This is a genomic window from Marinobacter salicampi, assembly GCF_011074795.1.
Classification (GTDB): Bacteria; Pseudomonadota; Gammaproteobacteria; order Pseudomonadales; family Oleiphilaceae; genus Marinobacter; species Marinobacter salicampi.
Window position 1 is genome coordinate 66,163 of record NZ_JAAMPF010000002.1, and the last position, 26,453, is coordinate 92,615.

General features: G+C 57.2%; 26 protein-coding genes. 9 read left to right on the plus strand and 17 right to left on the minus strand.

Annotated elements, in window-relative coordinates:
• Positions 1–134: 134 nt before the first annotated feature.
• From G7W63_RS00585 to rpoE, 4 genes are read right to left on the minus strand one after another with little or no spacing between them, the layout of a single operon-like run.
• Entirely contained in the window at positions 135–587 is a 453-nt protein-coding gene (locus G7W63_RS00585) for a SoxR reducing system RseC family protein (RefSeq protein ID WP_166251560.1), read from the minus strand.
• Complete coding sequence (locus tag G7W63_RS00590; protein WP_242634262.1) at positions 577–1,602, minus strand: MucB/RseB C-terminal domain-containing protein; 1,026 nt, start codon at positions 1,600–1,602, stop codon at positions 577–579. The genes G7W63_RS00585 and G7W63_RS00590 overlap by 11 nt, the downstream gene beginning before the upstream one ends.
• 6 nt (positions 1,603–1,608) lie before the next feature.
• Positions 1,609–2,175, minus strand: coding sequence for a sigma-E factor negative regulatory protein (locus G7W63_RS00595; RefSeq protein ID WP_166251563.1), 567 nt, complete (start codon positions 2,173–2,175; stop codon positions 1,609–1,611).
• Between the two features lie 52 nt (positions 2,176–2,227).
• Positions 2,228–2,908: an RNA polymerase sigma factor RpoE gene (rpoE, locus tag G7W63_RS00600; protein ID WP_341273673.1), complete on the minus strand. Its 681-nt coding sequence runs from the start codon at positions 2,906–2,908 to the stop codon at positions 2,228–2,230.
• Positions 2,909–3,040: 132 nt separating this feature from the next.
• Here rpoE and nadB point away from each other — a divergent pair, with 132 nt between their 5' ends.
• The 5 genes from nadB (at position 3,041) to G7W63_RS00625 (ending at position 7,363) form a co-directional block, all read left to right on the plus strand.
• Positions 3,041–4,645: an L-aspartate oxidase gene (gene nadB, locus G7W63_RS00605; RefSeq protein ID WP_207308850.1), complete on the plus strand. Its 1,605-nt coding sequence runs from the start codon at positions 3,041–3,043 to the stop codon at positions 4,643–4,645.
• Between the two features lie 48 nt (positions 4,646–4,693).
• Positions 4,694–4,948 (plus strand): FAD assembly factor SdhE, encoded by a 255-nt coding sequence (locus G7W63_RS00610; protein ID WP_166251568.1) that lies wholly within the window; start codon positions 4,694–4,696, stop codon positions 4,946–4,948.
• Entirely contained in the window at positions 4,932–5,408 is a 477-nt protein-coding gene (locus G7W63_RS00615) for a hypothetical protein (RefSeq protein WP_166251571.1), read from the plus strand. The genes G7W63_RS00610 and G7W63_RS00615 overlap by 17 nt, the downstream gene beginning before the upstream one ends.
• A gap of 47 nt (positions 5,409–5,455) precedes the next feature.
• The gene (ygfZ, locus tag G7W63_RS00620) at positions 5,456–6,451 is read left to right on the plus strand and encodes a CAF17-like 4Fe-4S cluster assembly/insertion protein YgfZ (protein ID WP_166251574.1); all 996 of its coding nucleotides are present in this window, start codon (positions 5,456–5,458) and stop codon (positions 6,449–6,451) included.
• Between the two features lie 78 nt (positions 6,452–6,529).
• Entirely contained in the window at positions 6,530–7,363 is an 834-nt protein-coding gene (locus tag G7W63_RS00625; RefSeq protein ID WP_166251577.1) for an HDOD domain-containing protein, read from the plus strand.
• Positions 7,364–7,369: 6 nt separating this feature from the next.
• Here the strand turns inward: G7W63_RS00625 and ung are convergent, their stop codons facing one another.
• The 13 genes from ung to ffh form a co-directional block, all read right to left on the minus strand.
• Positions 7,370–8,119: a uracil-DNA glycosylase gene (gene ung, locus G7W63_RS00630; protein ID WP_166251580.1), complete on the minus strand. Its 750-nt coding sequence runs from the start codon at positions 8,117–8,119 to the stop codon at positions 7,370–7,372.
• Between the two features lie 3 nt (positions 8,120–8,122).
• The gene (gene lysS / locus G7W63_RS00635) at positions 8,123–9,634 is read right to left on the minus strand and encodes a lysine--tRNA ligase (RefSeq protein WP_166251583.1); all 1,512 of its coding nucleotides are present in this window, start codon (positions 9,632–9,634) and stop codon (positions 8,123–8,125) included.
• Positions 9,635–9,674: 40 nt separating this feature from the next.
• Positions 9,675–10,770, minus strand: a protein-coding gene (gene prfB / locus G7W63_RS00640) for a peptide chain release factor 2 (RefSeq protein WP_166251586.1) whose coding sequence is annotated in 2 segments (ribosomal slippage) — positions 9,675–10,697 and positions 10,699–10,770 — 1,095 coding nt in all. Because the reading frame shifts where the segments join, the coding sequence is not laid out codon by codon here.
• Positions 10,771–10,911: 141 nt separating this feature from the next.
• The gene (gene recJ, locus G7W63_RS00645; protein WP_242634263.1) at positions 10,912–12,648 is read right to left on the minus strand and encodes a single-stranded-DNA-specific exonuclease RecJ; all 1,737 of its coding nucleotides are present in this window, start codon (positions 12,646–12,648) and stop codon (positions 10,912–10,914) included.
• A 15-nt stretch (positions 12,649–12,663) separates the two neighbouring features.
• Entirely contained in the window at positions 12,664–14,064 is a 1,401-nt protein-coding gene (gene thrC, locus G7W63_RS00650; RefSeq protein WP_166251589.1) for a threonine synthase, read from the minus strand.
• Positions 14,065–14,088: 24 nt separating this feature from the next.
• The gene (locus G7W63_RS00655; RefSeq protein WP_166251592.1) at positions 14,089–15,390 is read right to left on the minus strand and encodes a homoserine dehydrogenase; all 1,302 of its coding nucleotides are present in this window, start codon (positions 15,388–15,390) and stop codon (positions 14,089–14,091) included.
• Between the two features lie 91 nt (positions 15,391–15,481).
• On the minus strand, positions 15,482–16,237 hold the full coding sequence (locus G7W63_RS00660) for a thioredoxin fold domain-containing protein (RefSeq protein WP_166251595.1): 756 nt from the start codon (positions 16,235–16,237) through the stop codon (positions 15,482–15,484).
• 140 nt (positions 16,238–16,377) lie between these two features.
• A complete protein-coding gene (gene xerD / locus G7W63_RS00665; RefSeq protein WP_242634264.1) occupies positions 16,378–17,295 on the minus strand; it encodes a site-specific tyrosine recombinase XerD in 918 nt (305 codons plus the stop codon).
• Positions 17,296–17,458: 163 nt separating this feature from the next.
• Positions 17,459–17,815 carry a 50S ribosomal protein L19 gene (rplS, locus tag G7W63_RS00670; RefSeq protein WP_166251598.1) on the minus strand — a complete coding sequence of 119 codons (357 nt, stop codon included), beginning with the start codon at positions 17,813–17,815 and terminating at the stop codon, positions 17,459–17,461.
• A gap of 24 nt (positions 17,816–17,839) precedes the next feature.
• Positions 17,840–18,598 carry a tRNA (guanosine(37)-N1)-methyltransferase TrmD gene (gene trmD / locus G7W63_RS00675; RefSeq protein WP_166252027.1) on the minus strand — a complete coding sequence of 253 codons (759 nt, stop codon included), beginning with the start codon at positions 18,596–18,598 and terminating at the stop codon, positions 17,840–17,842.
• A 3-nt stretch (positions 18,599–18,601) separates the two neighbouring features.
• On the minus strand, positions 18,602–19,129 hold the full coding sequence (gene rimM / locus G7W63_RS00680; RefSeq protein WP_166251601.1) for a ribosome maturation factor RimM: 528 nt from the start codon (positions 19,127–19,129) through the stop codon (positions 18,602–18,604).
• Between the two features lie 50 nt (positions 19,130–19,179).
• Entirely contained in the window at positions 19,180–19,422 is a 243-nt protein-coding gene (gene rpsP, locus G7W63_RS00685) for a 30S ribosomal protein S16 (RefSeq protein ID WP_166251603.1), read from the minus strand.
• A 142-nt stretch (positions 19,423–19,564) separates the two neighbouring features.
• The gene (gene ffh / locus G7W63_RS00690) at positions 19,565–20,947 is read right to left on the minus strand and encodes a signal recognition particle protein (RefSeq protein ID WP_166251606.1); all 1,383 of its coding nucleotides are present in this window, start codon (positions 20,945–20,947) and stop codon (positions 19,565–19,567) included.
• A gap of 155 nt (positions 20,948–21,102) precedes the next feature.
• Here ffh and G7W63_RS00695 point away from each other — a divergent pair, with 155 nt between their 5' ends.
• The 4 genes from G7W63_RS00695 to G7W63_RS00710 all read left to right on the plus strand — a co-directional run bounded on the left by G7W63_RS00695 (position 21,103) and on the right by G7W63_RS00710 (position 26,439).
• Complete coding sequence (locus G7W63_RS00695) at positions 21,103–21,909, plus strand: cytochrome C assembly family protein (RefSeq protein ID WP_166251609.1); 807 nt, start codon at positions 21,103–21,105, stop codon at positions 21,907–21,909.
• 73 nt (positions 21,910–21,982) lie between these two features.
• Positions 21,983–23,266 (plus strand): HlyC/CorC family transporter, encoded by a 1,284-nt coding sequence (locus tag G7W63_RS00700; RefSeq protein ID WP_166251612.1) that lies wholly within the window; start codon positions 21,983–21,985, stop codon positions 23,264–23,266.
• 143 nt (positions 23,267–23,409) lie between these two features.
• Positions 23,410–24,012 (plus strand): Yip1 family protein, encoded by a 603-nt coding sequence (locus G7W63_RS00705; RefSeq protein WP_166251615.1) that lies wholly within the window; start codon positions 23,410–23,412, stop codon positions 24,010–24,012.
• Between the two features lie 210 nt (positions 24,013–24,222).
• Complete coding sequence (locus G7W63_RS00710; protein WP_166251617.1) at positions 24,223–26,439, plus strand: DUF1631 domain-containing protein; 2,217 nt, start codon at positions 24,223–24,225, stop codon at positions 26,437–26,439.
• Positions 26,440–26,453 lie beyond the last annotated feature (14 nt).

Genomic DNA, 26,453 nt, shown 5'->3' on the forward strand with positions numbered 1-26,453 from the left:
AAACCGACATATCGTTCCCCTTAACCTGTAAGTTCCCTTCGAAATAAGACAATAACCAGGCAACCGGCTTGCTGAGATGGCGACCCGGGTCGCGGCAAAACCTCCTTACTAGATGGTCATATAACGATCAGATTTCAATGGTTGGTTGTCGCCTCAGCGCCTGAGCATATGTTTAACAGCTTCGGCCTCCAATCAGCCCCCTGGCGATGTTGCAGAGCGTGGGCAGACCAGAAACCTAAGCCCAACCCCAGAACCGCGCCTATGATGGCAGGGGCCTCTGACCCAGGGAACATCATCTGGCCGGCAAGGGCTCCGATTACGAGCAACAACAGCGGCAGGGCATAGACCAGCAGCGAGGCTTTCAACAAGGCGGTTTCTGCTATGGCAAGGGTCACTTCATCTCCGACTTCAGCACCAACCGTATTGCTCACCAGCACCTGATTGGCCCGACCCGATGAAACGCTCGCCAGCACTTTCTGCCCACACGCCGCTCTCGCGCTGCAGCTCTGGCAGGCACTCTCACGGATTGTCTGCACCCATGCCTGCCGTCCCTTGAGGGCAACGATCCGTCCGCGCTCAGTTATCATGGGTCTCGGCCTGCGGCCGGGTACTGAGGCTGCTGTCAACTTCCACCGACTCGGCCACACGCATAGCGGTCGCCGGAGGAATTTCCCCGACCACTGTCACCAAAAAACCCTGGTCCTCTGCCTTGACATAGCGCATGTAGGCGGTGGTGGCGCCAATTCTGGAGGCCCCGGTGGGCATAACCAGGGTTCCAACAGACTCCACAAATACTGAAAAGGTTGCCAGACCGTCAGAGAATGCGACCGCCTGCTTGTTGCCGGACCGGGGCACAGCGGAGGGTGAAAATCCGTCCGGACGCCAGTTCAAATGCCAGCCCTCAAGGCGACCGCGTTCGTCGCCCGCTACCGTATGCAACCGGCGCTCCACTTCAGGGCCCTGGGACTGAAGCTCGAATTCACTATCAGGAAGCCCATCAACTAATTCCAGAGTGGTAAACTGAAACCGCTCCAATACCTTACCGTCGACTGTCTGGACGTGACTCTTGACCAACAGTCCTGAGCCCTTCTCCAGCCAGAGCCGATAACTGTAGCGGTGCTCATCGCGGGCATCCAGCGCCACCCCGACCGTTTCGTGGCCAGCGACCCGGCTTTCGTCCATCAGTGAAGCCTGGTACCAGCGGCCGTCCGGAGCCAGGTCCCTGGTAAACGGCTCGGCAAAGGGTCCGGACGCAATGATCTGATCGAGTTTTACACGGCCATGGTCAGGTAGAACACAGAAAATTCGCTCCCCTTTCCTGACGATCTCACCTGATTCACCATCAAGCTGAACAAGGCGCTCCTGAACCTCACCATCGTGAAAGCGGTGGGCTATTTGCATAGAGTTGACCTGCTCGCCCCGGGCGTACACAAACACTCCCCGGTATGCGCTCAGACTCATCGCCGACGCCAGCTTCTGTAGCCACTGTTCCGCGGTCTCGGGCTGATCAGCATAAGCAGGTAACGCAAACAGGGCTGCAAGCACCACTGCAAGCAGAGGCTGGAGACTGTGCGAGAAAGGCATCATCGTGCTTTTATTCATAGCGTCTCAGTGGGTCTGACCGACAGGGCCGGAAACGCTGGCAAGCCGGGCATAACCCATGGAGCCACTGCCTGAACCAACACTACTGTGCTGGGCATGTTCGAGCAGATACCTGCTCAAATGTTCCCATTGTTCCTCGTTGAGTCCCTGCAAAGCCACCTCTGGAATCTCCGACTCGTTGCCGCTTGAAGTGGCAGATACCGCCCCGGCAACAACCGGTGTGTCTGGTTCTGACGCATCCCAGCCCGCACCCGCCCCGAATCCAACTGCCAAGGCTAGGGCAACCGCGGCAGCACCGGTCCAGTGCCAGGCCCGGCCGCTTGCGGTTACGAGTCTTCCGCGAGCAGGCGCGCTTTTTGGCGCCGCTCCGTCGACAAGGGATTCCCGCACACGGGAGCTGACATCCACCACAGGCGATACCCGGTCATGCATCAGATCACGGACTTGCTGCCACCGGCGCCACTGATCCCGGATATCGCCATGATCCCCATGGGACAGCAGGCGTCGAACGGATAGCTCGTCGGCCTGGTCGTCCATCATTGCAGACAGGGTTTCTTTGAGACGCTCGTCCATCAGTTACAACCTCTCTCACCCTCAGGTGCGTCAAATAATGAGATGCCCTTCATCACAAATTCTCCAGTAAGGGGCCGAGCTGCCGGTCCACCGATTCCCTGGCCCGGAAGATTCTCGATCTGACGGTACCTATGGGGCATTCGAGTATTCGTGCTATATCGTCGTAGCTTAAACCGTCGTACTCACGCAGAAGAAACGCCGACCTCAGCTCCTCCGGAAGCGTGCCGATCGCTTGGCGTAAAGCGTCCTGCAACTGCTCGCGCTGAAGCAGACGCTCCGGCGTGGCAGTGTCCCGGAGCCTTCCTCCTTCCTCGAAGTTCTCCGCCTCCGAAGAGTCTGCAGAGCCCTGGGGCCGGCGGTTGCGGGCGTCGAGGAAATTCTTGGCTGTATTCACTGCGATTCTGTAGAGCCAGGTATAAAAGGCACTATCGCCACGGAACCTGTCGATTGCCCGGTAAGCTTTGACAAAAGCTTCCTGGGTAAGGTCCATGACTTCCTGACTGTCGTATACATAACGTCCGATAATGGCAGCAACCCGCGACTGGTATTTGATAACCAGCAGATCGAAAGCGGATTTCTCGCCACGTTGGACCTTGCGTACAAGCTGCAGATCGGTCTGGCTTTCTGCCGTGGTATCCGGACTCTGTTCAGAATCAGCAGTCATGGAAGAAATGAAGGGCCTTGCGTAGATGACGGCCTCTCGGCCTGGAATCGCTAGATTGCTCAGTGTCATTACGCTGCCATATCAGTTCTGGAGTTACTGCAGAGCCAGTTCCGCTTTCGGCCTCTACGTGCTTCCAAATAGACAGCAGACACAAAGTTTAGTTCAATACACGTCCACATTATGGCCTGCGATAACCATCCGATGCCACAGTCTTACGAATACGATGTCCTGATCATTGGCAGCGGCGCTGCCGGCCTCACGGTTGCACTCAATCTACCGGAGCATCTCAGTGTAGCGGTAATCAGTAAAGGTGAAATCTCCAGCGGCGCAACGCTCTGGGCGCAGGGCGGAATCGCCGCTGTGCTCGACAGCGATGATTCACTGGAAGACCATATTCAGGACACGCTGGCAGCCGGCGCTGGCCTGTGCCATGAAGACGCCGTCAGATTCACCGTTGAGCATGGCCGCGAAAGCATTGAATGGCTCGTCGACAGCGGTGTCGCCTTCACCCGGGACGAGAATGCCCAGTTGCACCTCACCCGCGAGGGCGGGCACAGCCACCGGCGCATCATCCATGCAGCCGATGCCACCGGACATGCGGTTTCAAGCACACTTACAGGCCAGGCCGCGGCCCGAAAAAATGTCGACCTGCTGGATTCCCGGGTTGCAGTTGACCTTATCACAAACCGTAAGCTGGCTTTACCAGGCAACCGATGTGTCGGGGCCTATGTACTCAACCTCAAGGACAGTCATGTTGAGCTGTTCCGGGCCCGCTTCGTGGTGTTGGCCACGGGAGGTGCGAGCAAAGCCTATCGCTATACGAGCAACCCGGACGGAGCCTCAGGAGATGGCATAGCCATGGCCTGGCGCGCTGGCTGTCGGGCGGTCAACATGGAATTCAACCAGTTTCACCCGACCTGTCTCTATCATCCCCATGCCAAGTCCTTCCTTATTACCGAGGCGCTCCGGGGGGAAGGCGGACACCTGCTGCTACCCGACGGGTCACGCTTCATGGACCGGTTCGACAGTCGCGCAGAGCTTGCCCCCAGGGACATTGTCGCCCGGGCCATCGACCATGAAATGAAGCGGCTGGGTGCGGATCACCTGTATCTTGATATCAGCCACAAACCTGCGGCCTTTATCAAAGAGCACTTCCCGACTATTTACGAAAAGTGCCTTGAGTTTGGCATAGACATGACCAGCCAACCCATACCGGTGGTGCCGGCAGCTCATTACACCTGCGGCGGCATTAAGACCGACAGTCGGGCCCGCAGCGATATCAACCAGCTCTATGTTGTTGGCGAGGCGGCCTTCACCGGGCTTCATGGGGCCAACCGCATGGCCAGTAACTCCCTGCTTGAGTGCCTGGTGTATGGCCAGGCTGCAGCCAGGGACATCACTGCCCGAAGTGCTGACGTTCCGTCGCCTCCACCAGCGCCGGACTGGGATGAGTCCCAGGTTCGGGACTCGGATGAAGACGTGGTCATCTCCCACAACTGGGATGAGCTGCGGCACTTCATGTGGGATTACGTCGGCATTGTGCGGACAACGAAACGACTCCAGAGGGCCAAGCATCGCATTGACCTGCTGGACCGTGAGATTGGCGAGTTCTACAGCAATTACCGGGTTTCCAGTGACCTGCTGGAGCTGCGCAACCTGGTGACCGTCGCGGACCTGATCATATGCTCGGCACTCCAGCGCCGGGAAAGTCGTGGCCTGCATTACACTCTTGATTTTCCCGGCCTGCTGCACGAGGCCCGGGATACCGTTCTGGTTCCCACCAGTTTCCGGACCCAATCGCCCTGAACGTCGCGCATTGGCTGATTCCCATACCGAGCAACAAGCGAGAACCTGATGGACGAAAAAACCGAGTTCAACCGCCTCTGGTGGCACAGTCGCCGCGGCATGCTGGAGCTGGATGTACTGCTCCTACCCTTCCTGGAGCAGGTCTATCGCACACTGCCTGAAAGCGACCAGGCCCTGTACAAGAAACTCCTTGCCTGTGAAGATGCCGACATGTGGCAATGGTTCATGCAAAGGGACCAGCCCGATGACCCGGAGTTGCAGCGCATCGTCGACATGATCATTACCCGTGTCCAGCCGGATTGATCTGACGCTTGAGCCATGCCTTGGTGCTGGGCTGATTGCCGCTGCGCCCTGGCTTGTGCTTACGGTTGCAGCGGCCGCCCTGGGCTCGCTCCAGGCACCCTGGCTCTGGCTGATAAGCCCACTGGCGCTGCTGGGAGCCGGATGGCAAACCGCTGTGAGCGGCCTGCTAAGATCCCCTCATTCCGTGGTCAGGCTCACCGTAAAGGAAGGTTTCCTTCAGGCTCAGCTGGCCGATGGCCGTCGGTTTGCTGCGCTGCCAGCGTCCGAAAGTCGCCTGTTCGGTGGGCTCGGGCTCTTGAAACTGACCCTTGAAGGCTCCACTGTAAAGCCACCATTGGTGGTCATCTATGCATCAGGCGCTAGTGGAAGGTTGGCGGGCAATGTACCCGCCGACGATTGTCGCCGCTTACGGGTCTGGCTCAGGCTGGCCCCGCCTTCGGGTCCGAAAGCTCCTGCCTGAGTTTTCCGCGAGCCACAAAGACCACCGAGTCCACCACGGAGACGCCCATGTCCGCAGCCGACTTTTCAAAGTCCGAAGCCTCAAACCCAGACGGCGCCTGGATCGAGCTACAGGACCAGGTCCTTGTGAGGGTTTCGGGACCGGGAACAGACAAGTTCCTTCATGGCCAGTTCAGTCAGAACCTGGACGATGTCACGGCCAACAATTCCCCCCGCGCTGCGGCAGCAACTCCCAAAGGTCGGGCGTTTGCCCTTGTCCGCCTGGTCAGGCATGGTGACGACATCCTTTTCAACCTGCCGGCATCGTCAGCAGACCCCATACTCTCGCATCTGAACAAATACCTGATGCTCTTTCGTGGCACTGAAATGAGCGTTGAACCCGATGGCCGTTTACTGGGCATTATCGGGACACCCCTGGCTGAAGCACTGCAGTCGGGGGCTGCGCATAAACTTGATCGGGCGGGGGCGACCATGAGCCTGGGCAACCACCGCCTCATCCGCACCCAAGATACCGCCGAGGGCCTTTCCCGCTTTGAGTTCTGGCAACTGGAGCCACTTGATGAGGCACTGGCAGACGTCTTTACTCCCGAGCGCCAGGGGACACAAAGCCAGTGGCGTGCCTCGGAAATCGCCGCTGGCGTTGCCGCCCTTGATCCGGAGACCCGGGAGAAGTATGTGCCCCAGATGCTGAACTGGCAGCACCTGGACGGCCTCCATTTCAATAAGGGCTGCTACACCGGACAGGAAGTTATTGCCCGCATGCATTTCCTCGGACAGCTAAAGAAAAGCCTGTTCCGCTTGAGAGCCGAGTCCCGCGAGACCGCGCCGGCGAGCGGAACCCCGGTCATGGCAGAAAGCCGTCCTGCGGGTGAAGTCGTCAATGCAGTAAGCCTACCCGATGGCTCGGTCGAGATGCTGGCGGTGCTGCGCCACGACAGCGTGAATTCATCTCTTACGTTGGGTGACACCGACACGCCAGTGGCCCTGCTACCGCTGCCCTACATCGTTACAGAACGTGATGGTGGGGCGACGGCAGATACATAAGTTGACAGGCACAAGCAGGAGTTTTTGCTATAAATAGCGGGTACGACCATTCATAAACTGCCTGGATCCTGACAAATCATGTCGACGATTGCCGAGACTATCAAGACCGACCTCATCACCGCTATCGAGAACGACAAGCTGGTGCTGCCCACGCTGCCTGAGGCGGCGCTTCAGGTTCGGGAAATTGCAGAGTCTGAGGATTCATCGATACTGGATCTGGTCAAGGTCATCAGTACGGACACGGCCTTGTCCGCACGCCTGATTCGTGTCTGTAACAGCCCGCTTTTCCGTGGCGCGCGCCAGATTGAAAACCTGAACATGGCGGTCAGCCGCCTGGGTATGTCCTATACCAGTAATCTTGCCATGGGCCTCGCTATGGAACAGATGTTCCAGGCCACCTCCGACATGGTCGATAAACGCCTGCGCTCAACCTGGCAGACCAGCACCGAGGTTGCCGGTATCTGTCATGTACTGGCCCAGCATTACACCAAGCTCAAGCCGGACCAGGCCACGCTAGCCGGACTTGTACACCTGATTGGTGTTCTCCCGATTCTGCGCTACGTGGAGGATCAGGACATCCAGATCAGCAGCATCATGCTGGACAACGTCATTGACGAACTGCATCCACAGATTGGGGCCCGTATTCTGAAGAAATGGGATTTCCCGTCCGATCTTCAGCAGGTTCCGCTGGAATACACTCGCTACCAGCGTGAGCTACCACAGGTGGACTACGCGGACCTGGTTACCGTGGCCAACCTCCAGCTGCTGGCCGGCACCGGTCACCCTCTGACCGAGATGAACTGGAACACAGTCACAGCATTTGGTCGTCTGGGACTCGACCCGGAACTCGACATGAGTGAGGAGGAAGACCTGAATGCCGAAATGGAAGCAGCCATGGCACTGCTCAAGTAAAACGGTTCAGACAGAGCTCTTTTCGACGTTTTGGTAGCGGGCCAGCAACCGGTCCTCAGAAGGGAGCTGCCATTCGATCGGTGTCCGCCCTTCCCTCCTAAGCAGCTGATTCGTTTGTGAGAAGTGGCGGCAGCCGAAAAACCCACGGTAGGCGCTCAGAGGGGACGGGTGCGGACCCTCCAGCACATGGTGGCGGTTGCGGTCGATGGCCAACCCCTTTTTTCGGGCATAGCTGCCCCAAAGGATGAACACTACCCCCTCCCGCTCCCGGTTCACTGTCTCTATTACCCTGTCGGTAAACACTTCCCAGCCCCGGCCCTGATGCGCGCCAGCCTGACCCTGGGTTACGGTTAGGACGCTGTTGAGCAGCAAGACGCCCTGCTCCGCCCATGGCTGAAGACAGCCGTGATCCGGCCGGATGGCACCGACGTCTGACTCCAGTTCCTTGAAGATGTTCACCAGCGATGGGGGCAAGGGTACGCCCGGGCGTACACTGAAACACAAGCCGTGGGCTTGGCCGGGGCCGTGGTAGGGGTCCTGGCCAAGGATCACTACCGCCACCTGATCCAGCGGTGTACTGTTCAGCGCGTTAAAGCAGTGGTGGCGGGCCGGATAGATCACCTTGCCCGCCTGCTCTTCGGCGGCCAGAAACTCCGCCAGCTTCACCAGGTAGGGTTGGCGGAACTCCCCAGACAGATGCTCGGCCCATCCTCTGCCGGGCTTGAGCTGACTGGCCAGACCCTCTACCGCAGACACAGCCTATCGATGCTCTGGACGCATGGCCGGGAACAGGATCACATCGCGAATAGAGGCTGAGTCGGTCAACAGCATGGCAAGGCGGTCGATTCCGATACCCTCGCCTGCGGTGGGTGGCAGGCCGTATTCCAGGGCCGTGACGTAGTCCTCATCGTAGAACATGGCCTCATCGTCGCCCGCTTCTTTTTCGGCGACCTGCTCGCGAAAACGCTCGGCCTGGTCCTCGGCATCATTCAGCTCAGAGAACCCGTTGGCGATTTCCCGGCCGCCCACGAAGAACTCAAACCGCTCGGTCACAAACGGATCGCTGTCTTTGCGTCGCGCCAGGGGCGACACTTCCGTGGGGTATTCCGTGATGAACGTAGGCTGGAGCAGTCGGTGTTCGACGGTTTTATCGAAGATTTCCACCTGGATTCTGCCAAGCCCCCAGGCGTCCTTGAGGGCGATGCCGAGTTCCTTTGCCAGCAGGCGTGCGGCGGCGTCATCAGTGACCTGGTGCTCAGTAAGGTCAGGATTGTACTTGAGAATGGATTCAACCACCGTCAGCCGGGCGAAAGGCTTGCCGAAGTCATACTCGATGGTATCGACTTCACCGTCAGCTTTGAGTCGGGTGTTGACCACTGTGGTCGTACCCAGCACTGATTCAGCGGTTTCCCGCAACATCGCTTCGGTCAGATCCATCAGGTCGTTGTAGTCAGCGTAGGCCTGGTAGAACTCCAGCATGGTGAATTCCGGGTTATGCCGGGTGGACAGACCTTCATTCCTGAAATTCCGGTTAATCTCGAAAACGCGCTCAAATCCGCCTACTACCAGCCGCTTAAGATAGAGCTCCGGGGCGATTCGCAGATACATGTCGATGCCGAGGGCATTGTGGTGCGTAACGAACGGACGTGCGGTGGCGCCGCCGGGAATCACCTGCAACATGGGCGTTTCGACTTCCATGAAATCCCGCTCGGTGAAGAAATTGCGGATGCAGTTGATGATTTTCGAGCGGGCGTGGAAGACCCGACGGGTATCTTCATTCACCATCAGATCCACGTAGCGCTGGCGGTACCGGGCCTCGGTATCGGTCAGGCCTTTGTGTTTTTCAGGCAAAGGACGCAGGGACTTGGTGAGCAGCACGTACTCGTCCATGGAGACATAAAGATCGCCCTTGCCGGACTTGCAGAGGATTCCCCGCACGCCGATCACATCACCGAGGTCCCAATGCCGGGTGCTTTTCTGGACATCCTTGGTGGCGTAGACCTGAATCCGTCCAGTCATGTCCTGGACCACCTTGAATGCCTTCCGGTCCAGCATCATCCGACCTGCCACCGCTACGGTTATCTGCAACTCAGCCAATTCTTCCTTGCTCTTGTCACCGTATTGGGACTGCAACTGCGAGGCGGTGGCGTCGCGACGAAAATCGTTGGGAAAGGGATTACCCTGCTGCCGCAGTTCAGCCAGTTTGGCACGGCGCTCAGCAATCAGCTTGTTTTCGTCCTGCTGCGCAGCGTTCGGCGTATGGTCGGTCATGGTGTCTCGCTAGATTTAGATCGGTTGAAGGTCTGCCTTCTCAAAGCGCCATTTTCAGGCTGGCTTCGATAAACTTGTCGATGTCCCCATCCAGCACGGCCTGGGTATTGCTGGTCTCAACCTTGGTCCGCAGGTCTTTGATACGGCTGTCATCCAGAACATAGGACCGGATCTGGCTGCCCCAGCCGATATCAGACTTGGAGTCTTCCATCAGCTGCTTCTCGGCGTTCCGCTTCTGCATTTCGTGCTCGAACAGTTTGGCCTTGAGCTGTTTCATGGCCTGGTCCTTGTTCTGATGCTGGCTGCGCCCGGCCTGGCAGGCCACCACAATCCCTGTCGGATTGTGGGTAAGCCTTACTGCCGATTCGGTCCTGTTTACATGCTGGCCACCGGCACCGGATGCCCGGTAGACGTCGACCCGTAGATCTGCCGGATTTATCTCGATTTCGAAACTGTCGTCAACCTCAGGCGATACGAATACTGAAGAGAAAGACGTATGTCGGCGATTGCCGGAATCGAACGGCGATTTACGTACCAGGCGATGGACACCGGTTTCTGTCCGCAGCCAGCCGTAGGCGTAATCACCCTGGAAATGGATGGTGGCACTTTTCACGCCTGCGACATCCCCTTCCTGAAGCTCTACAATGCCGGTCTTGAAGCCCCTGCGCTCGCCCCACCGCAGGTACATGCGCAATAGCATCTCGGCCCAGTCCTGGGCTTCGGTACCACCAGAGCCTGCCTGGATATCAAGATAGGCATTGTTGGCATCCATATCGCCGGAAAACATCCTGCGGAATTCCAGTTTTTCGAGCTCGGCGTCGAGGCTTTCCAGGTCAGCCACGATTTCGTCGGCAGTAGCCTGGTCGTTTTCTTCCGCAGCGATATCCAGCAGACCTTCGGCGTCGTCCAGTCCGGAGGTCAGGTTGTCGATGGTTCTGACGATCAGCTCAAGGTCGGACCTTTCCTTGCCCAGCGCCTGGGCCCGCTCCGGATCCTCCCAGACTTTAGAGTCTTCGAGCTCCCGCTCTACTTCGACCAGACGCTCACTGCGCTGATCGTAGTCAAAGATACCCCCTAAGCGCATTGGTGCGCTCACGCAGGTCTTTAATTGTCATCACAATCGGATTGATTTCCATGCAACAGCTTCTCACGATTTCGAAATGGTGGCGTTCGTCTTACAAAGAATGTGACGAACCGAACGAACTGATAGAACGCGGCATTTTACCGAAAACCCAGCGGTAAATCAGCCGTCGTTTGAAATGCAGGGTTCCCAGCCTTCAGGCCGGCTCCAGGTAGTCAATAAGCAGTTGGAGACTGGTCTTGCCACGGAATGTATTGGCATCGGGTTTATAGACCACCCGCGCTCCGGTACGGGTAAAGTCGGGCACACTCGCCCCCGTGTTGAAGGCTATGCCATCGAGTATCTCGCCACCATTGCGAGGTCTCAGCACCAGCTTGAGATGGTTTTCGCCCACTATGCGCTGGCGGAGGACATCGAACTCGCCGTCAAACAGGGGCTCTGGGAAATGTTGCCCCCAGGGGCCAGCCCTGCGCAGCAGCGACGCTGTCTCCAGGCAGAGCTCGTGGGCAGCAAGTTCGCCGTCGGTTGTGATTGCCGCTTCCAGGTCTTCTGCCGTCACGGCGGCCCGCACGGCCAGATCGAATGCCTGACAGAAAAGGTCCAGATCGTCAGGCGCTATGGTCATGCCGGCCGCCATTGCATGGCCACCGTATTTTTTCAGCAGGCCCGGGTGGTGGGCGTCAACCGATGCAAGTACATCCCGGATGTGCAGGCCGGGGATAGACCGGGCCGACCCTTTCAGCTCGGTACCACCTTCACCCGGAGCAAAGGCGATAACCGGCCGGTGGGTCTGCTCCCGTAGCCTGGCTGCCAGAATCCCGATCACGCCCTGATGCCAATCCGGGTCGAACAAAGCCAGCCCCCAGGGCAGGCCCTCCAGATCCAGCGCCAGGGAAGCCAGCAGATCCTGGGCCTGGGCTTTCATGCCGGTTTCTATACTTCGTCTTTCCCGGTTCAGGCTGTCCAGCTCAACCGCCAGGCGGCGGGCTTCGTCCGGCGAGTCTGCCAGAAGACAGGCTATGCCCACTCCCATGTCATCCAGCCTGCCCGCAGCATTCAGCCGGGGCCCGACCACGAAGCCGAGATCAGCAGCTGATATAACCTGATGGTCGCGACCGGCAACTTCCAGCAAGGCCAGTATGCCCGGCCTGGCTTCACCTCGGCGGATGCGTCTGAGGCCCTGCTCTACGAAAATCCGGTTGTTATGATCCAGCGGCACCACATCCGCTACAGTGCCCAGGGCGACCAGGTCCAGCAGAACACCCAGGTTCGGCTGCTGGGCTTCGGTCATCTGGCCGCTTTCGCGGAGATGGCGCCGGAGGGCCGTGAGCACATAGAACATTACCCCCACCCCGGCTGCGTTCTTACTCAGAAAGTCACAGCCTCGCTGATTTGGGTTAACAATAGCGTCCGCGTCCGGGAGGGTTTCACCAGGCAGGTGGTGGTCGGTCACCACAACCCGGATCCCCAGCGCACGGGCTGCCCGCACGCCATCCACTGCGGCGATGCCATTATCTACCGTGATCAGCAGATCCGGGATATTTCCCTCGGCCTGGAGGCGGTCGATAATACCCGGAGTCAGGCCATAGCCATCTGAAAACCGGCTGGGAACCCGGAAGTCGATATTTTGTAGGCCCAGCATCGAGAGACCGAGCATGGCAACGGCGGTACTGGTGGCGCCGTCGGCGTCGAAATCACCCAGAATCATTACCCGCTGTTGGCTGGCAATGGCCTGGGCCATCAACTCCACAGCATGTTCAATGCCACGCAGGTCCATGGGTGACGCCAGGTGCTTCAGGGTGTAACTGAGCTGATCCTCGGAAGTGACGCCACGAGCCGCATAGAGCCGCCGAAGCAGATCAGGCAGTCGCCCGCCCCAGTGTGTAACAGCGTCAGGAACCGCCCGGCGTAGAATCTTGCGGGGGTTGATCATTCAGGGCTCAGACTCTCAGGCATGTTTCCAGTGTTCCGCCATGAATTGCTGGACGGTCTTCAGGTCGTGATCGAGTACGGTAAAACGCTCCTCGCGCTCAAACAGATCCGACAGGTGCTTGGGCAGGGACGGCTGGGACACGACGCCGGAACGGGCCACCGCATCAGGGAACTTGGCCGGGTGAGCGGTGCCGAGGGTGATCATCGGAACCGCCTTGTCGCGCCGGCACAGCCTGGCAGCCTTGACCCCGATCGCGGTATGGGGATCAAGCAGGTATTCGTTGTGCTCGAATATCTCGCGAATCATCGCGCAGGTAGTGTCATCATCAATGGCGGCGCTGTCGAACAGTTTGCGCATGTGCTTCCAGCGGTAATCTTCAATGCTGACCGGCCCTGACTGGGCCTCCTCCAGCAGCGACCTGACCTCATCACCATTCCTGCCAAGAAGGTCAAAAAGCAGGCGCTCAAAGTTGCTCGACACCATGATGTCCATGCTGGGCGAAATCGTATGCTCGAGCTGGTGCTGTTCGTAGCGGTTGCCGCTCAGGAAACGGTGAAGAATGTCATTACGATTGGTTGCGATCACAAGCTGACTGATGGGAAGCCCCATCTGTCGGGCCAGATAGCCTGCGAAAATATCACCAAAGTTACCGGTGGGAACAGAGAAGGCCATGCTCCTGTCCGGCCCACCAAGGGCAAGCGAGGCGTGAAAATAGTAGACAATCTGGGCCATGATGCGCGCCCAGTTGATCGAGTTCACCGCCGCCAGCTGGGTCTTGCCACCCAGGAAGGACTGGTCCCCAAAGCTGGCCTTGACCATACGCTGACAGTCGTCAAAGTTGCCGCGGATGGCGATATTGTGAATGTTGTCGCCGGTTACGGTGGTCATCTGCCGGCGCTGGACTTCCGACACCCGCTCGTGGGGATGAAGAATGAAGATGTCCACGTGCTTGCACTTGCGACAGCCTTCAATAGCGGCTGAACCTGTGTCTCCGGACGTGGCACCCATAATGACAACATGCTGATTACGCTTCTCAAGCACATAATCAAGCAGCCTGCCCAACAACTGCAGGGCAAAATCCTTGAATGCCAGGGTCGGGCCGCGGAACAACTCCATCACCCACTCGTTGGTATCAAGCTGCACAAGGGGGGCGACTGCGTCATGGGCAAACACCTGGTAGGTGTCATCAAGCATGGACCTGAAGTCGTCCGCCGGCACTGCGTCTTCCACAAACGGATACATCACCTTGAATGCCAACTCACTGTAGGACAGACCCCGCCAGCTTCTGATCTCTTCCAGACTGAAGTGAGGCAGGGATTCGGGCACATAGAGGCCGCCGTCCGTCGCCAGTCCTGTCAGCAGAACATCTTCAAACCCCAGGGCCGGCGCCTTGCCGCGTGTGCTGATGTATCTCACCGTATGTTCCTGTTAACCGATAGATTAATTAAAGTTTTCTGCCCGAATGCGGACTACCTGGCCTTCAATGTCGGCGAGGGCTTCAAGGTCTTCGATGGCTCGGTTAATCTGACGTTCCTGCACTGTATGGGTCAGGATAATGACCGGAATCTTGCCATCCTGCAGCTCGGACTCTTTCTGCATGATCGACTCGATGTTGATACCGTGCTCGCTCAGAATAGACGCTACATTAGCCAGAACACCCGGTCGGTCAAGAGCCTGTATGCGCAGGTAGTAGGCCGACTGCACGTCTTCCATGGGCAGCACCTCAAGGGTTTCCATTGCGGACGGGTTGAAGCCGAGGTAGGGAACCCGCTGGCTGTTGCCGCACAGAACGGTACGGGCCACGTCAACGATGTCAGCAATGACGGCCGAAGCAGTCGCCTCGTCGCCTGCGCCCGGTCCGTAGTACATGGTCTGGCCGACGGCGTCGCCGTCGACCAGGATGGCGTTCAGCACCCCATCGACCTGGGCAATAAGATGACTGCGGGGTACCAGGGTCGGATGCACCCTCAGCTCGATTCCGTTGTCACGGCGCCTGGCAATGCCCAGGTGCTTGATCCGGTAACCCAGCAGTTCAGCGTGGGCAATATCGTAAGGCGTTACATTGGCAATGCCTTCGGTGTAGGCATGCTCGAACTGCAGGGGCACCCCAAAGCCCGCCGACGCAAGGATGGTCAGTTTGTGGGCGGCATCGATGCCCTCCACATCGAAGGTGGGGTCGGCTTCAGCATAGCCCAGTGCCTGGGCTTCACGGAGCACCTCATCAAACTCACGTCCTGCCCGCATTTCAGTGAGGATATAATTACCGGTGCCGTTGATGATGCCCGCAATCCAGTCAATCCGGTTTGCCGCCATACCTTCACGAATGGCCTTAATCACCGGGATGCCGCCGGCAACCCCGGCCTCGTAGGCAACAATCACATTGTGTTTTTCAGCTTCGGCAAAAATCTCGTTGCCATGGACAGCTATCAGCGCCTTATTGGCGGTCACTACGTGCTTGCCGTTGCGGATGGCCGCAAATACCAGCTCCTTGGCGGTGTCGTAACCTCCGATGAGCTCAACCACGACATCGATGTCAGGGTCAGTGGCCACATCAAAAACGTCCGTGCTGAACGGTATATCGCCCAGATCGAACTCTTCCTTGGGGGTACGGGTGGCCACACGGGCAACCCGAATCTGACACCCGGCACGTCCGGCAATCAGGCTGGCGTTACGGGCCAGTACCCGAAAGGTGCCACCGCCTACCGTCCCCAACCCGCAGATTCCAACCCTGACCTCTTTCACACGTACACCCCTGTTTCAGAAAAATGACTATGCGCCGGCATAATATACCGTTTGGTCATCTAAAAAAACGCCCATGCCAGCGCAGTCGGCTTTAAAGCAAACCAAGTCTGCGGGCCAACTCGTCGGCAGGCACATAACCGCGAACCATATCGCCATCCTCGAGAACAATGGCCGGGGTTCCGGTAACGCCGACTTCACCCCCAAGTTCAAACTGCTCACCAACAGGATTTTCACAGGAAAGGGACTCTACATTCCTGCCCTGCTTCGCGGCGTCCATTGCTGACTGCTGGTCGTCGGCACACCAGACCGATTCATACTTGGCGAAGGACGGCGTATTGGGTCCGGAACGGGGAAACCCATAGTAATGCACCGTAATGCCGTGGGCATTCATACGTTCCATCTCATCGTGAAGCTTGCGGCAATAGGGACAGTCGATGTCGGTGAACACAGCCACTTCCGCTTTCTGCTGACCTTTCGCCGGATAAGTGATAAGTCCCTCGTCGCCGAACGCCTGCAGTGTTTCCACCCGTCTGTCGGACCGGCCTGCTTCGCTGACATTGGCGATTCCGGTTTCGGTTAGCTGGAGCATATCGCCGGTTAACAGATACTCGCCGGTTTCGGTGGCGTAGATTGTTTCCCCCGTAGAGGTCACAACCTCATACAGGCCAGCGGCAGGTGAAGGCCGAACTCCTGTAATAGTCAGCCCCGGCACGCGTTCGGAAATACGCTCCCGGATCGTTTGCTGGGCACTTTTCTCTTCCTCGGCCACTGCCAGGGACGCTACCCCGGACGTACCTAGGGTAACCAGGGCAATCAATAGAGTTCGGCAAACTAATCTATAAGTCATGGGCTTTCCTGTTGTCATTAGAAGAGCGGTTGTCATGGCAGAGCGTTGGTCAGTCACCATCATCAGCAGCTGCCAGTAACCAACACCGTTCGGTATCGGACCCCCCTTGTCTGCAAAAGTTCAGTCAAGTCCCGGCGCAGCTAACCTCGAGGATGATGGGCTTGATGCAAGGACTGCAAGCGCTGTCGCGCCACATGTGTGTAAATCTGGGTGGTGGACAGGTCCGAGTGACCTAAAAGCATTTGCACCACCCTCAAGTCAGCACCATGGTTCAGCAGGTGCGTTGCAAATGCATGCCGCAGGGTGTGGGGCGAGAGCTTTTTCGTGATGCCAGCCCGCCTGGCATAAAGTTTGACTCGGTACCAGAAAGTCTGACGGGTCATCGGTTCCGGCCGGTTGCCTGGAAAAAGTGCATCGGACGCCTTGCCCCGCAATAGCTCTGAGCGTCCCATCCGCAGATAACTGAACAGCCAGTCCACCGCCTCTTCCCCGAGCGGGATCATCCGCTCCTTGTTGCCCTTGCCCACAACCCGGACAACCCCCTGGCGCATGTTTACCTGATCTACTCTCAGGGACACCAGCTCGGTAACGCGCAGGCCGCAGCCATACAGAATTTCAAGCATTGCCCGGTCTCGCAGCTCAAGAGGGACGTCGGTGTCGGGTTCCCGAAGCAGGGCTTCCACATCCTGCTCCGAAAGGGAATCAGGCAGCCTTCGGACCAGCCTGGGGCTATCGATTCTCAGCGTCGGGTCTTCAACAATGAGACCCTCACGAAGAAGATATCGGTAAAAGCGACGGACTCCGGACAACCGACGGGCAGCGGTCGACGTTTTTCGCCCCTCCATAAGACCCTGGGAAATCCAGTCAAGAAGGTCACCCCGTGTCACCGAAATCAACCTGGGAGACAGGGGTTTCTCCCCCAGCCAGCGCGACAACTGAACCAGATCGCTGCGGTAAGCACTGCGAGTTTTCTCGCCAAGGCCATCCTCAAGCCAGAGCGCATCCAGAAACCGGACTATCAGCTGCTGGTCGTCGGGACAGGGATGTTCTTTATTCACGGCAATTTACTGATGCGTCTGACCTGGTTTTGATTCACTGTAGTTCAAACCCGCTAGAGCGAACCGTTCCATAATGGCAAAAAAAAGGCAGCCTGTGGCTGCCTTTTTGCGCTGTGCCGGATGTTGCTGCACACAGACATCAATCCTGCTGACTGACAGCAGTTTAGCCCAGCTTTTCCTTGATGCGCGCTGCCTTACCGGACAGGTCGCGAAGGTAGTACAGCTTGGCTTGGCGTACATCGCCGCGGCGCTTGACCTGAATGCTCTCGATCAGCGTGCTGTGAGTCTGGAAAGTCCGCTCAACACCAACACCGTAGGAAATCTTGCGCACGGTGACCGAAGAATTCAAACCACGGTTACGCTTGCCGATCACCACGCCTTCAAACGCCTGTAGACGTTCACGGTTGCCTTCGGTAACACGTACCTGGACAACAACGGTATCGCCTGGCGCAAATGCCGGAATTTCCCGGGTCATTTGCTCGTTTTCAATCTGACTGATGATGTTGTTCTTGCCGCTCATCGTATGCTCCTGATACTCAATCTTTTAATGCCCTGATTTTTCAGAGGCACCCGGTTCATTAAAACTATCTTCCAGCAGCTCACGTTCTTCGTCCGTAAACACCCGCTTTTTCAGCAGGTCGGGACGACGCTCCCGGGTTCGCCTCAGAGACTCTTTGAGCCGCCAACGCCGGATCTGATCATGGTGACCGCCTAACAAAATGTCCGGCACTCTCTGGCCTTCGTAAACTTCGGGCCGGGTGTAATGCGGACAATCCAGCAAACCATCGGCAAAGGAGTCCTGCTCTGCCGATTGCGCATGACCCAGCGCTCCGGGGATGAGGCGGGTAACCGCATCAATGACAGCCATGGCTGCCAACTCGCCACCGGAAAGAACGAAATCCCCCAGTGACACTTCCCGGTCGACCTCGGTCGCAATCAGGCGCTCATCCACGCCCTCATAACGCCCGGCCACGAGGATAAGATTTTCTTCAGCTGCCAGAGTTTCAACAAGACTCTGATTCAGCGTTTCACCCTGCGGCGTCAGATAAACGACGCAAGCCGGGCCTGGGGCTGCCTCTCGCGCCGCATGGATGGCATCGCGAAGGGGCTGGATCTTCATCAGCATGCCCGGGCCGCCGCCGTAGGGGCGGTCATCCACGGTGCGGTGCCGGTCATGGGTGAAATCCCTCGGATTCCAGCTCTGAAAACTCAGCAGGCCCTCTCTTACGGCCCTGCCGGTAATCCCTACCTCGGTCACTGCCCCGAACATTTCCGGAAACAGGCTAACAGCCCCGATCCACACCAATCAGAACTCCGGATCCCAATCGACCACGATCAGCTCCGCAGCCAGATCAACAGACTTGACAACCTGATCAGGCAGATACGGAATTAACCGCTCCCGCTGATCAATGGAGTCGTCCGTGGCCCTGACGATAAACACGTCATTGGCGCCCGTTTCGATCAGGTGGTCCACCTTGCCAAACACTTCTCCTTCGACAGATTCTACTCGCAGGCCTTCAAGCTGGTGCCAGTAGAATTCGCCTTCAGGCAACTCGGGCAGATCACTCGTGGGTACGACAATGTCGGCACCACAATAAGTCATTGCTGTGTTGCGATCGTCAACGCCCTTGAGCTTTACGACGATCCCGGGGCCATGCCTGCGCCCCTCCTCGAGCTTGACCGGCACCCGCTTACCTTCAAAGACCGCGGTCCAGTTCCGGTAATTCAGTATGCCGTCCAGGGGCGCGGTGTAAGAATACACCTTCAACCACCCCTTGATCCCAAACACCGCGGTTATCCGGCCTACCACAGTTTCCTGTGAACCCTGTGTCATGCCTGTACCCCGGTTCGGATCAGCCTTGCTCTTGGTATGTAGTATCAGTCTTACTCTGCAGTTGCTTTCAGCAACTGGGCAACGCGCTCGCTGGGCTGTGCGCCCTGGCCCAGCCAGAACTCAACGCGCTCACGGTCGACGCGCAGGCGCTCTTCCTGGCCACGTGCAATCGGGTTAAAGAAACCAACACGTTCAATGAAACGGCCGTCGCGAGCTTTGCGGCTGTCAGTGACTGTCAGATGGTAGAACGGGCGCTTCTTGGAGCCACCACGAGCCAAACGGATTGTTACCATTTCGACCAATATCCTGTTCTGTTGAGCGAACTTTTGTACGATTCACCCCGCCCATACTGGCCGGCGTGAAGACCCATACTCGAAAGGGGCGCTATTCTATGCTAAATCTGCCCTGAAGAAAACAGCGAATCTGTGCTGGTTTCTACATACCGCCGAATGGCGGCTTTCCGCCTCCACCGGGCGGCATCATGCCCTGCATGCCGCGCATCATATTCGCCATTCCGCCCTTTTTACTGAACTTCTTCATCATTTTCTGCATCTGCTTGTGCTGCTTCAGCAAACGGTTGACGTCCTGGATCTGGGTACCCGAGCCCGTGGCTATCCTCCGCTTGCGGGAGTTGTTGATCACATCGGGGTAGCGGCGCTCCTTCGGCGTCATGGAGCAGATGATGGCTTCCAACTGCCCCATGCTCTTATCATTAACCTGCTGCTGGGCCATCTGGGACATCTGACCCATGCCCGGCAACTTGTCCAGCAGGCCACCTACGCCACCCATGTTCTTCATTTGCTGGAGCTGATCCCGGAAGTCCTCAAGGTCAAAACTCTTGCCCTTCTTGATTTTTCGGGTGAGCTTGTCCGCTTTCTGCTTGTCGATCTTGCGTTCTGCCTCTTCAATAAGAGACAGCACATCACCCATTCCCAGTATGCGGGAGGCAACCCGGTCCGGATGGAAGGGCTCAAGGGCATCGACCTTTTCCCCAACCCCGAGAAACTTGATCGGCTTGCCCGTTATATGACGAACGGACAGGGCCGCGCCGCCACGGGCATCGCCATCGGTCTTGGTCAGCACGACACCCGTGAGCGGCAAGGCGTCATTGAAGGCCTTGGCAGTATTGGCGGCATCCTGGCCCGTCATGGCATCGACCACGAACAGGGTCTCAGCCGGGTTGACCGCCTTATGCAGACGGCCAATCTCACCCATCATCTGCTCATCGACGTGCAGCCGGCCGGCAGTATCAAGAATCACCACATCGATATGTTTCTTGCGGGCAGCGTCCATGGCGCCTTCGGCAATCGCAACCGGGTCTTCATCGGCAGAACTCGGGTGGAAATGGACTCCCACTTCACCGGCCAGGGTTTCAAGCTGACGGATTGCCGCTGGACGGTAGACGTCGGCACTGACTACCAGCACCGATTTTTTCTGACGCTCCTTGAGGAAGCGGGCCAGCTTTGCCACCGTCGTGGTCTTACCGGCCCCCTGCAGACCGGCCATCATGATCACCGCTGGTGGTCGGACCGCCAGGTTAAGGCCTTCATTGCCGGAGCCCATGACACGCTCGAGCTCTTCCTGAACCACGCGGACGAAGACCTGGCCCGGCGTCAGGCTGCGCATGACCTCCTGACCAATGGCGCGCTCCCGGACACCCTCAATGAATTCCTTGACCACGGGCAACGCGACGTCAGCCTCGAGCAGGGCCATGCGCACTTCACGCAGGGTATCCTTTATATTGTCGTCGGTAAGCCGGGCCTGACCTGATATCTTCCGCAGGCTGCCGGACAGTCGATCTGTCAGGTTTTCAAACATGGCGTTATTCAGCACTCCCTGATAGTGAGGGGACCGGTTGATTCCGGTTGCACAATCGAGACATTATACCCAGACTAATGCCCTGAAACGACCGGCCCGGTCAATTCAGTCATCGCACTGCTACCCTCAACCTGTCATTTGGCGTTAAGGATGTCATGGGAACCCTGATTCTCGCGGTCACCACTCTTCTTCTTTATAGCGTAGGAACCGCCCTTCAGGCTCTCAGTTTCCGCGGCAAAGTCCACACCACTGCTGGGGTCGTAACCCTGGTTGGCTTTCTTGCCCTGACCAGCCATGGCGCCCTGATCTGGGAGACCGTGAGGTCGCAGGGTGCCTTTAATCTCGGCTTTTTTCAAAGCTCAATTATCATTTCCTGGCTGATTGTCGCCCTGCTGTTACTGCTGAACCTGCGCAAACCAGTGCAAAGCCTGTTTCTTGGGGTATACCCGGGGGCAGCCCTGACTATTGTCTTCACGCTCATTTTCCAGGCCCCGCCGCGCTTTATTGCCCAAGACAACTGGGGCGTACTGGCCCATATTGCGCTTTCGGTGACGGCCTACAGTCTGTTTACCCTGGCTGCTGCTCAGGCAGTTCTTCTTTATATTCAAAACCGCCAGCTGAAACACAATTACAACAGCCTGCTGGTGCGCAATCTGCCGCCGCTCCAGACCATGGAATCCCTGCTTTTCGAAATGGTCTGGGCCGGCGTGATCATGTTGGTGCTGGCCATCACCACCGGGGCAGTCTTCGTCAATGACCTGTTTGCCCAGCATCTTGCCCATAAAACAATATTTTCACTGATGTCCCTGGTTGTGTTCGTGGCACTTCTGGTAGGCCGCCATACCCAGGGCTGGCGAGGCCTCACAGCCAGCCGCTGGACCCTGGCCGGATGCCTGCTTCTCATGCTGGGGTTCTATGGCAGCAAATTCGTGCTCGAACTCATTTTCCGACAGGCCGCCTGAACATCACAAGCATTGACACTGTGGTTGCGCAGCCCTATTTTCGCTACATTATTGCAACATAAGGATCTGGTTCTTGAACGAGGCATCGCTCACGGCGCTGTTCAGCATACTTGTAGCTCTTATTTTCCTTTCCGCGTTCTTCTCAAGCTCGGAAACGGGCATGATGTCGCTGAACCGGTACCGGCTAAAACACCTTGCCAAGACCGGCCACAAAGGAGCCAGACGCGCCAACAATCTGCTCAAGCGCACAGACCAGCTGATTGGCGTCATTCTGATCGGCAACAACTTCGTCAATATCCTGGCGTCGTCCATTGCCACGGTCATAGCCATTCGCATCTGGGGTGATGCCGGCATTGCCATCGCCACCATCCTGTTGACGATTGTCATCCTGGTTTTTGCAGAAGTAACACCAAAAACACTGGCCGCGCTGTTCCCCGAGAAGATCGCGTTCCCCGCAAGCCATATCCTGGGGCCGCTGCTCAAGATCCTTTACCCTATCGTCTGGTCAGCCAACCTCTTCACCAGCATGATCCTGAAACTGATCGGGGTTTCAGCAAACGACGTCGCCAATGACCACCTGAGCCGCGAAGAACTCCGGACGCTGGTAAACGAGGCAGGGGCGCTGATCCCCAGCAAACACAAGGACATGCTGGTCAGCATCCTTGACCTGGAAAAAGTGACAGTCAATGACATCATGGTGCCTCGAAACGAGGTCGCTGGCATTGATCTGGAGGATGACATGGATGGCATTCTGCGCCAGCTTCGCAGCAGTCAGCACACCCGCCTACCCGTTTTCAAGGGAGATATAAACGATATCAAAGGCATGCTGCACCTGCGCAACACATCAAAGCTTCTGATGCAGGAAGATATTACCAAGGACATGATCCTGCAGCTGTGCCGGGAACCCTACTTTATACCTGAAAGTACCCCTCTCAATACCCAACTGATCAATTTTCAGAAGGCCAAGCGTCGCATCGGTATTGTGGTAGATGAATACGGTGACGTTCTGGGCATCGCAACGCTGGAAGACATCCTTGAGGAGATCGTGGGCGAGTTCACCACCGACTACGCTGCCACAAGCCCGGATGTTATCCCGCAGGGAGACGGGACCTTCATCGTCGACGGAACGGCAGCGGTCAGGACCATCAATAAAATCCTTGGCTGGAAACTGCCTACCGATGGCCCGAAAACCCTGAACGGGCTTATTACCGAAACCCTGGAAAGCATCCCGGAAACGAACGTCTGCCTTACGGTCAATGGCCACCGGGTGGAAGTGCTTCAGATCAAGGATAATGTGGTAAAGGCCGCCATTGTCCACCCCAAGCTCCGCCGCAAAAAAAGGAACTTTATTTCCTGAGCACCAAGCCCGGCCACTAATTCCATTTTGTTGTTAAAAAATAGTTTTCTAGAAAGATCAAATTTCGATTGTTGTGCTTGACCTGCCCTGGAGAACAACCAACACTGAGTCCAGAACACCATAATAACAACAGGAGTTTATCCATGAGTCTAGGCCACACACTAGGGCTGCTGACGCACCCTGATCGCGAATGGGAAGCTATCCGCAACGATACCGAAACGGTCAGCATGCTTTACCTCGGACACATTCTTCTACTCGCCCTTATCCCCGCGGTTGCAGGCTTCTACGGCACCACACAGGTAGGCTGGCAGGTCGGAGATGGCCAGGTTATCCGGCTTACCCAAACCAGCGCACTGCAGCTATGCGCCCTTCTCTACGTTGCCATGCTCGGCGGCATCTACCTGCTCGGCCGCTTCATCGACTTTTTCGCCCTTACCTACGAGGTAAAGGACGACAAGCCAAGAGGCGTTATTCTTGCTGCCTATACCGCCACCCCGGTTTTCCTTCTCGGCGTTATCGCCATTTACCCGAACGTATGGATCAACATGATGGTCGGCCTGGTAGCTGTAACCTACAGCGTCTATCTCCTCTATGAAGGCCTGCCCATCCTGATGAAGATCCCGCCGGAGCGCGGCTTCATGTTTGCCTCATCGGTTCTTACCGTAGGGCTGGTCATGTTCGTCGGATTACTGGCCATGAGCGTGGTTGTCTGGAGCATGGGCATTGGCCCTGTTTATGTCAGCTAGGCAATGCCAGCCAGTCGACATCCCGAGCAATCGCAAGCAACCATTCCAGGGCGGCCAGTGAGCTGCCCTGACTTTATTACGAAAATTCGTAATTTCATTAGCATGAGTTTATGTTTCGTTATGTTATTCTGCGGTAAATTACCAAAAAAATGAGAAACACCAAGGTAAGCTCGGTCATGTATCCGGTTGAGGTGTTAGCAGGAGTCGGTCATGAATAAGCAGTCCGGCATACATTATCTCCATGAGCGTAAAAGCTCAGGAGCGGCGGCAGTCTTGTCACCAGAACTGGTACGGATTCGTGACACGGTGGTAGCCGGGCTGGGCGATCTGCTTCAGGGCGCTTTTGATGCGGTCGATGATTCGTTGTTTGAGTTGGCAAATAATGCCCGCAGTAACAACGAACAGAACCGCTATTTCGAAGCCATGCGCGAGATCAGGATCAAACGCAAGGGTATAGAAAAACACTTCCAGTCGGCCGTTGCCCACCTTTTCAGCTTTCCACCGAGAACGGCAGCTCTGGCGGCACCTGACCAGTCTACCCAGCCAACAGCTGATAGCCTTTCCCTGGTTCATAACGACGACCTGGAAGAAGAGGTCGCGCTCAATGCCATGGTCACGAAATCCCGGGCTTACTTTCAGGGCCCTTTAATCCAGCTTCAGGCGCGGTTCAGCCAGGTTTATGCCAACGCCAGTGAGAGCGACCCGGTTAACCCGCTCTCCCCGGAACATCTGTGTGGCGCATTTGTGGAAGCTGCCCAGGCCCTCGAGATCCAGATTCGCGAACGCCTGATCGTGCTCAAACAATTCGATCGGTACGTGGTATCCAACCTCGGCATGTTACTGGACGAAGCGAATCGCATTCTTGCCCAAGCAGGCATCATTCCCAATTTTCGTTTTCACGGCAAGACCGGAGAACAAGCCCAGCGCAAAGCGGTTCCGCAGACCGCAGAGGTCAGCGCCAAGCAGCCAGAGCAGCCGGCATGGAACGAGAACGAGAGCCGCAAGGATGAGGTCCTGTTCGAACAGATCCGTCAAATGCTGGCCCAGCAACGAGCCGAGGGCGGCGCTCCCCGGGCTGCCGATCCCGCTCTCCATGTGGTTGGCGGTGCTGAACTGGCACAGTTGCTGACCGGGCTACCCCAGGCACCGGTCAGTTATGGCAGTGTCAGCAATCTGAGCGCTGGAGAACCACTGGTTATCAATCTCCATGAGGTTGTCGAACATCTTATTCGCGGTACCCGCACCGAGGATGGTAAAAAGCCCGCCCTGAACGAGATGGATGAGGACCTGATCAACCTGGTCTCCATGCTCTTCGAGTTCATTCTCGATGATTATAATCTGTCTGCCCCTATACAGGTGCTCATCAGTCGCCTGCAAATCCCCATACTGAAGGTGGTGATCAAGGATAAAACCTTTTTCAGCAAGGCCAACCACCCTGCCCGGAAACTTCTCAACTCTCTGGCCCGGGCGGGCATTGGCTGGAGCGACAGCGACGAGAAGACCCGGGACAAACTTTACGAACAGATCCATACCATCGTCCTGAGAATCCTCAACGAGTTCGAGGGCGACGTCACTATTTTTGAAAAGCTCGGCGAGGAGTTCGACCAATTCCTGGCCAGGGAAAACCGCAAAGCTTCGCTGGTAGAGCAGAGAACCCGGGAGTCCGAGCGCGGGCGCATAAAATCGCAAAAAGCCCAGGAAACCGTTGACCAACTACTCACCGAAAAGCTGGCTCGCCATCGGGTTCCTGATTCCATACGGGACATCCTGTTCAACGGCTGGAGCCGGGTGATGTTTCTGGCCTATCTTCGCAATGACGTTGAACATCGCTGGAACCAGGCAGTCAGGGTTGTTGATGACCTGATCTGGTGCCTGCATCCTCATCTTGAAGATGAGGAACGTGACCAGTGGGTGCGCGTTGTACCCGGGCTGCTGAAGGCGCTCAGAGCAGGGCTTGAGGAAGTGTCCTACAACTCCACCAGGCTTGACGACATGATGTCGGAACTCAAGCATGAGCTTACCGAAGCTTTTCGTGCCCATGCGCTGGCAGAGGCCCGCGATCCCGAGCCCATGACCGAGCCGGAAGAGACGCTAGCAACCCAGAAAAGCGCTATTGAGCGACAGCAGGAGTTCGAAGACGCCGCTATCGCGGAATACGTCACCCAGGTGGATACCATCGAGATTGGTCATTGGGTAGAGTTTAAGCTGGTTAACGGTACCAGTTTCAGGTGCAAGCTTTCAGCTGTCATTGAAGAGGCCGATTGCTTTGTTTTTGTGAACCGCATGGGGCTCAAGGTCATCGAGAAAACCCGCACCGAACTGGCTCATGAGATGCGCCGCGGACGTCTGGCCACTCTGGAGCAGGGCGCGCTGATCGACCGCGCACTGGATGCGGTGATGGGCAGCCTCCGGAGAAAGTCGGCCTGAGGCGGCCCAACCCT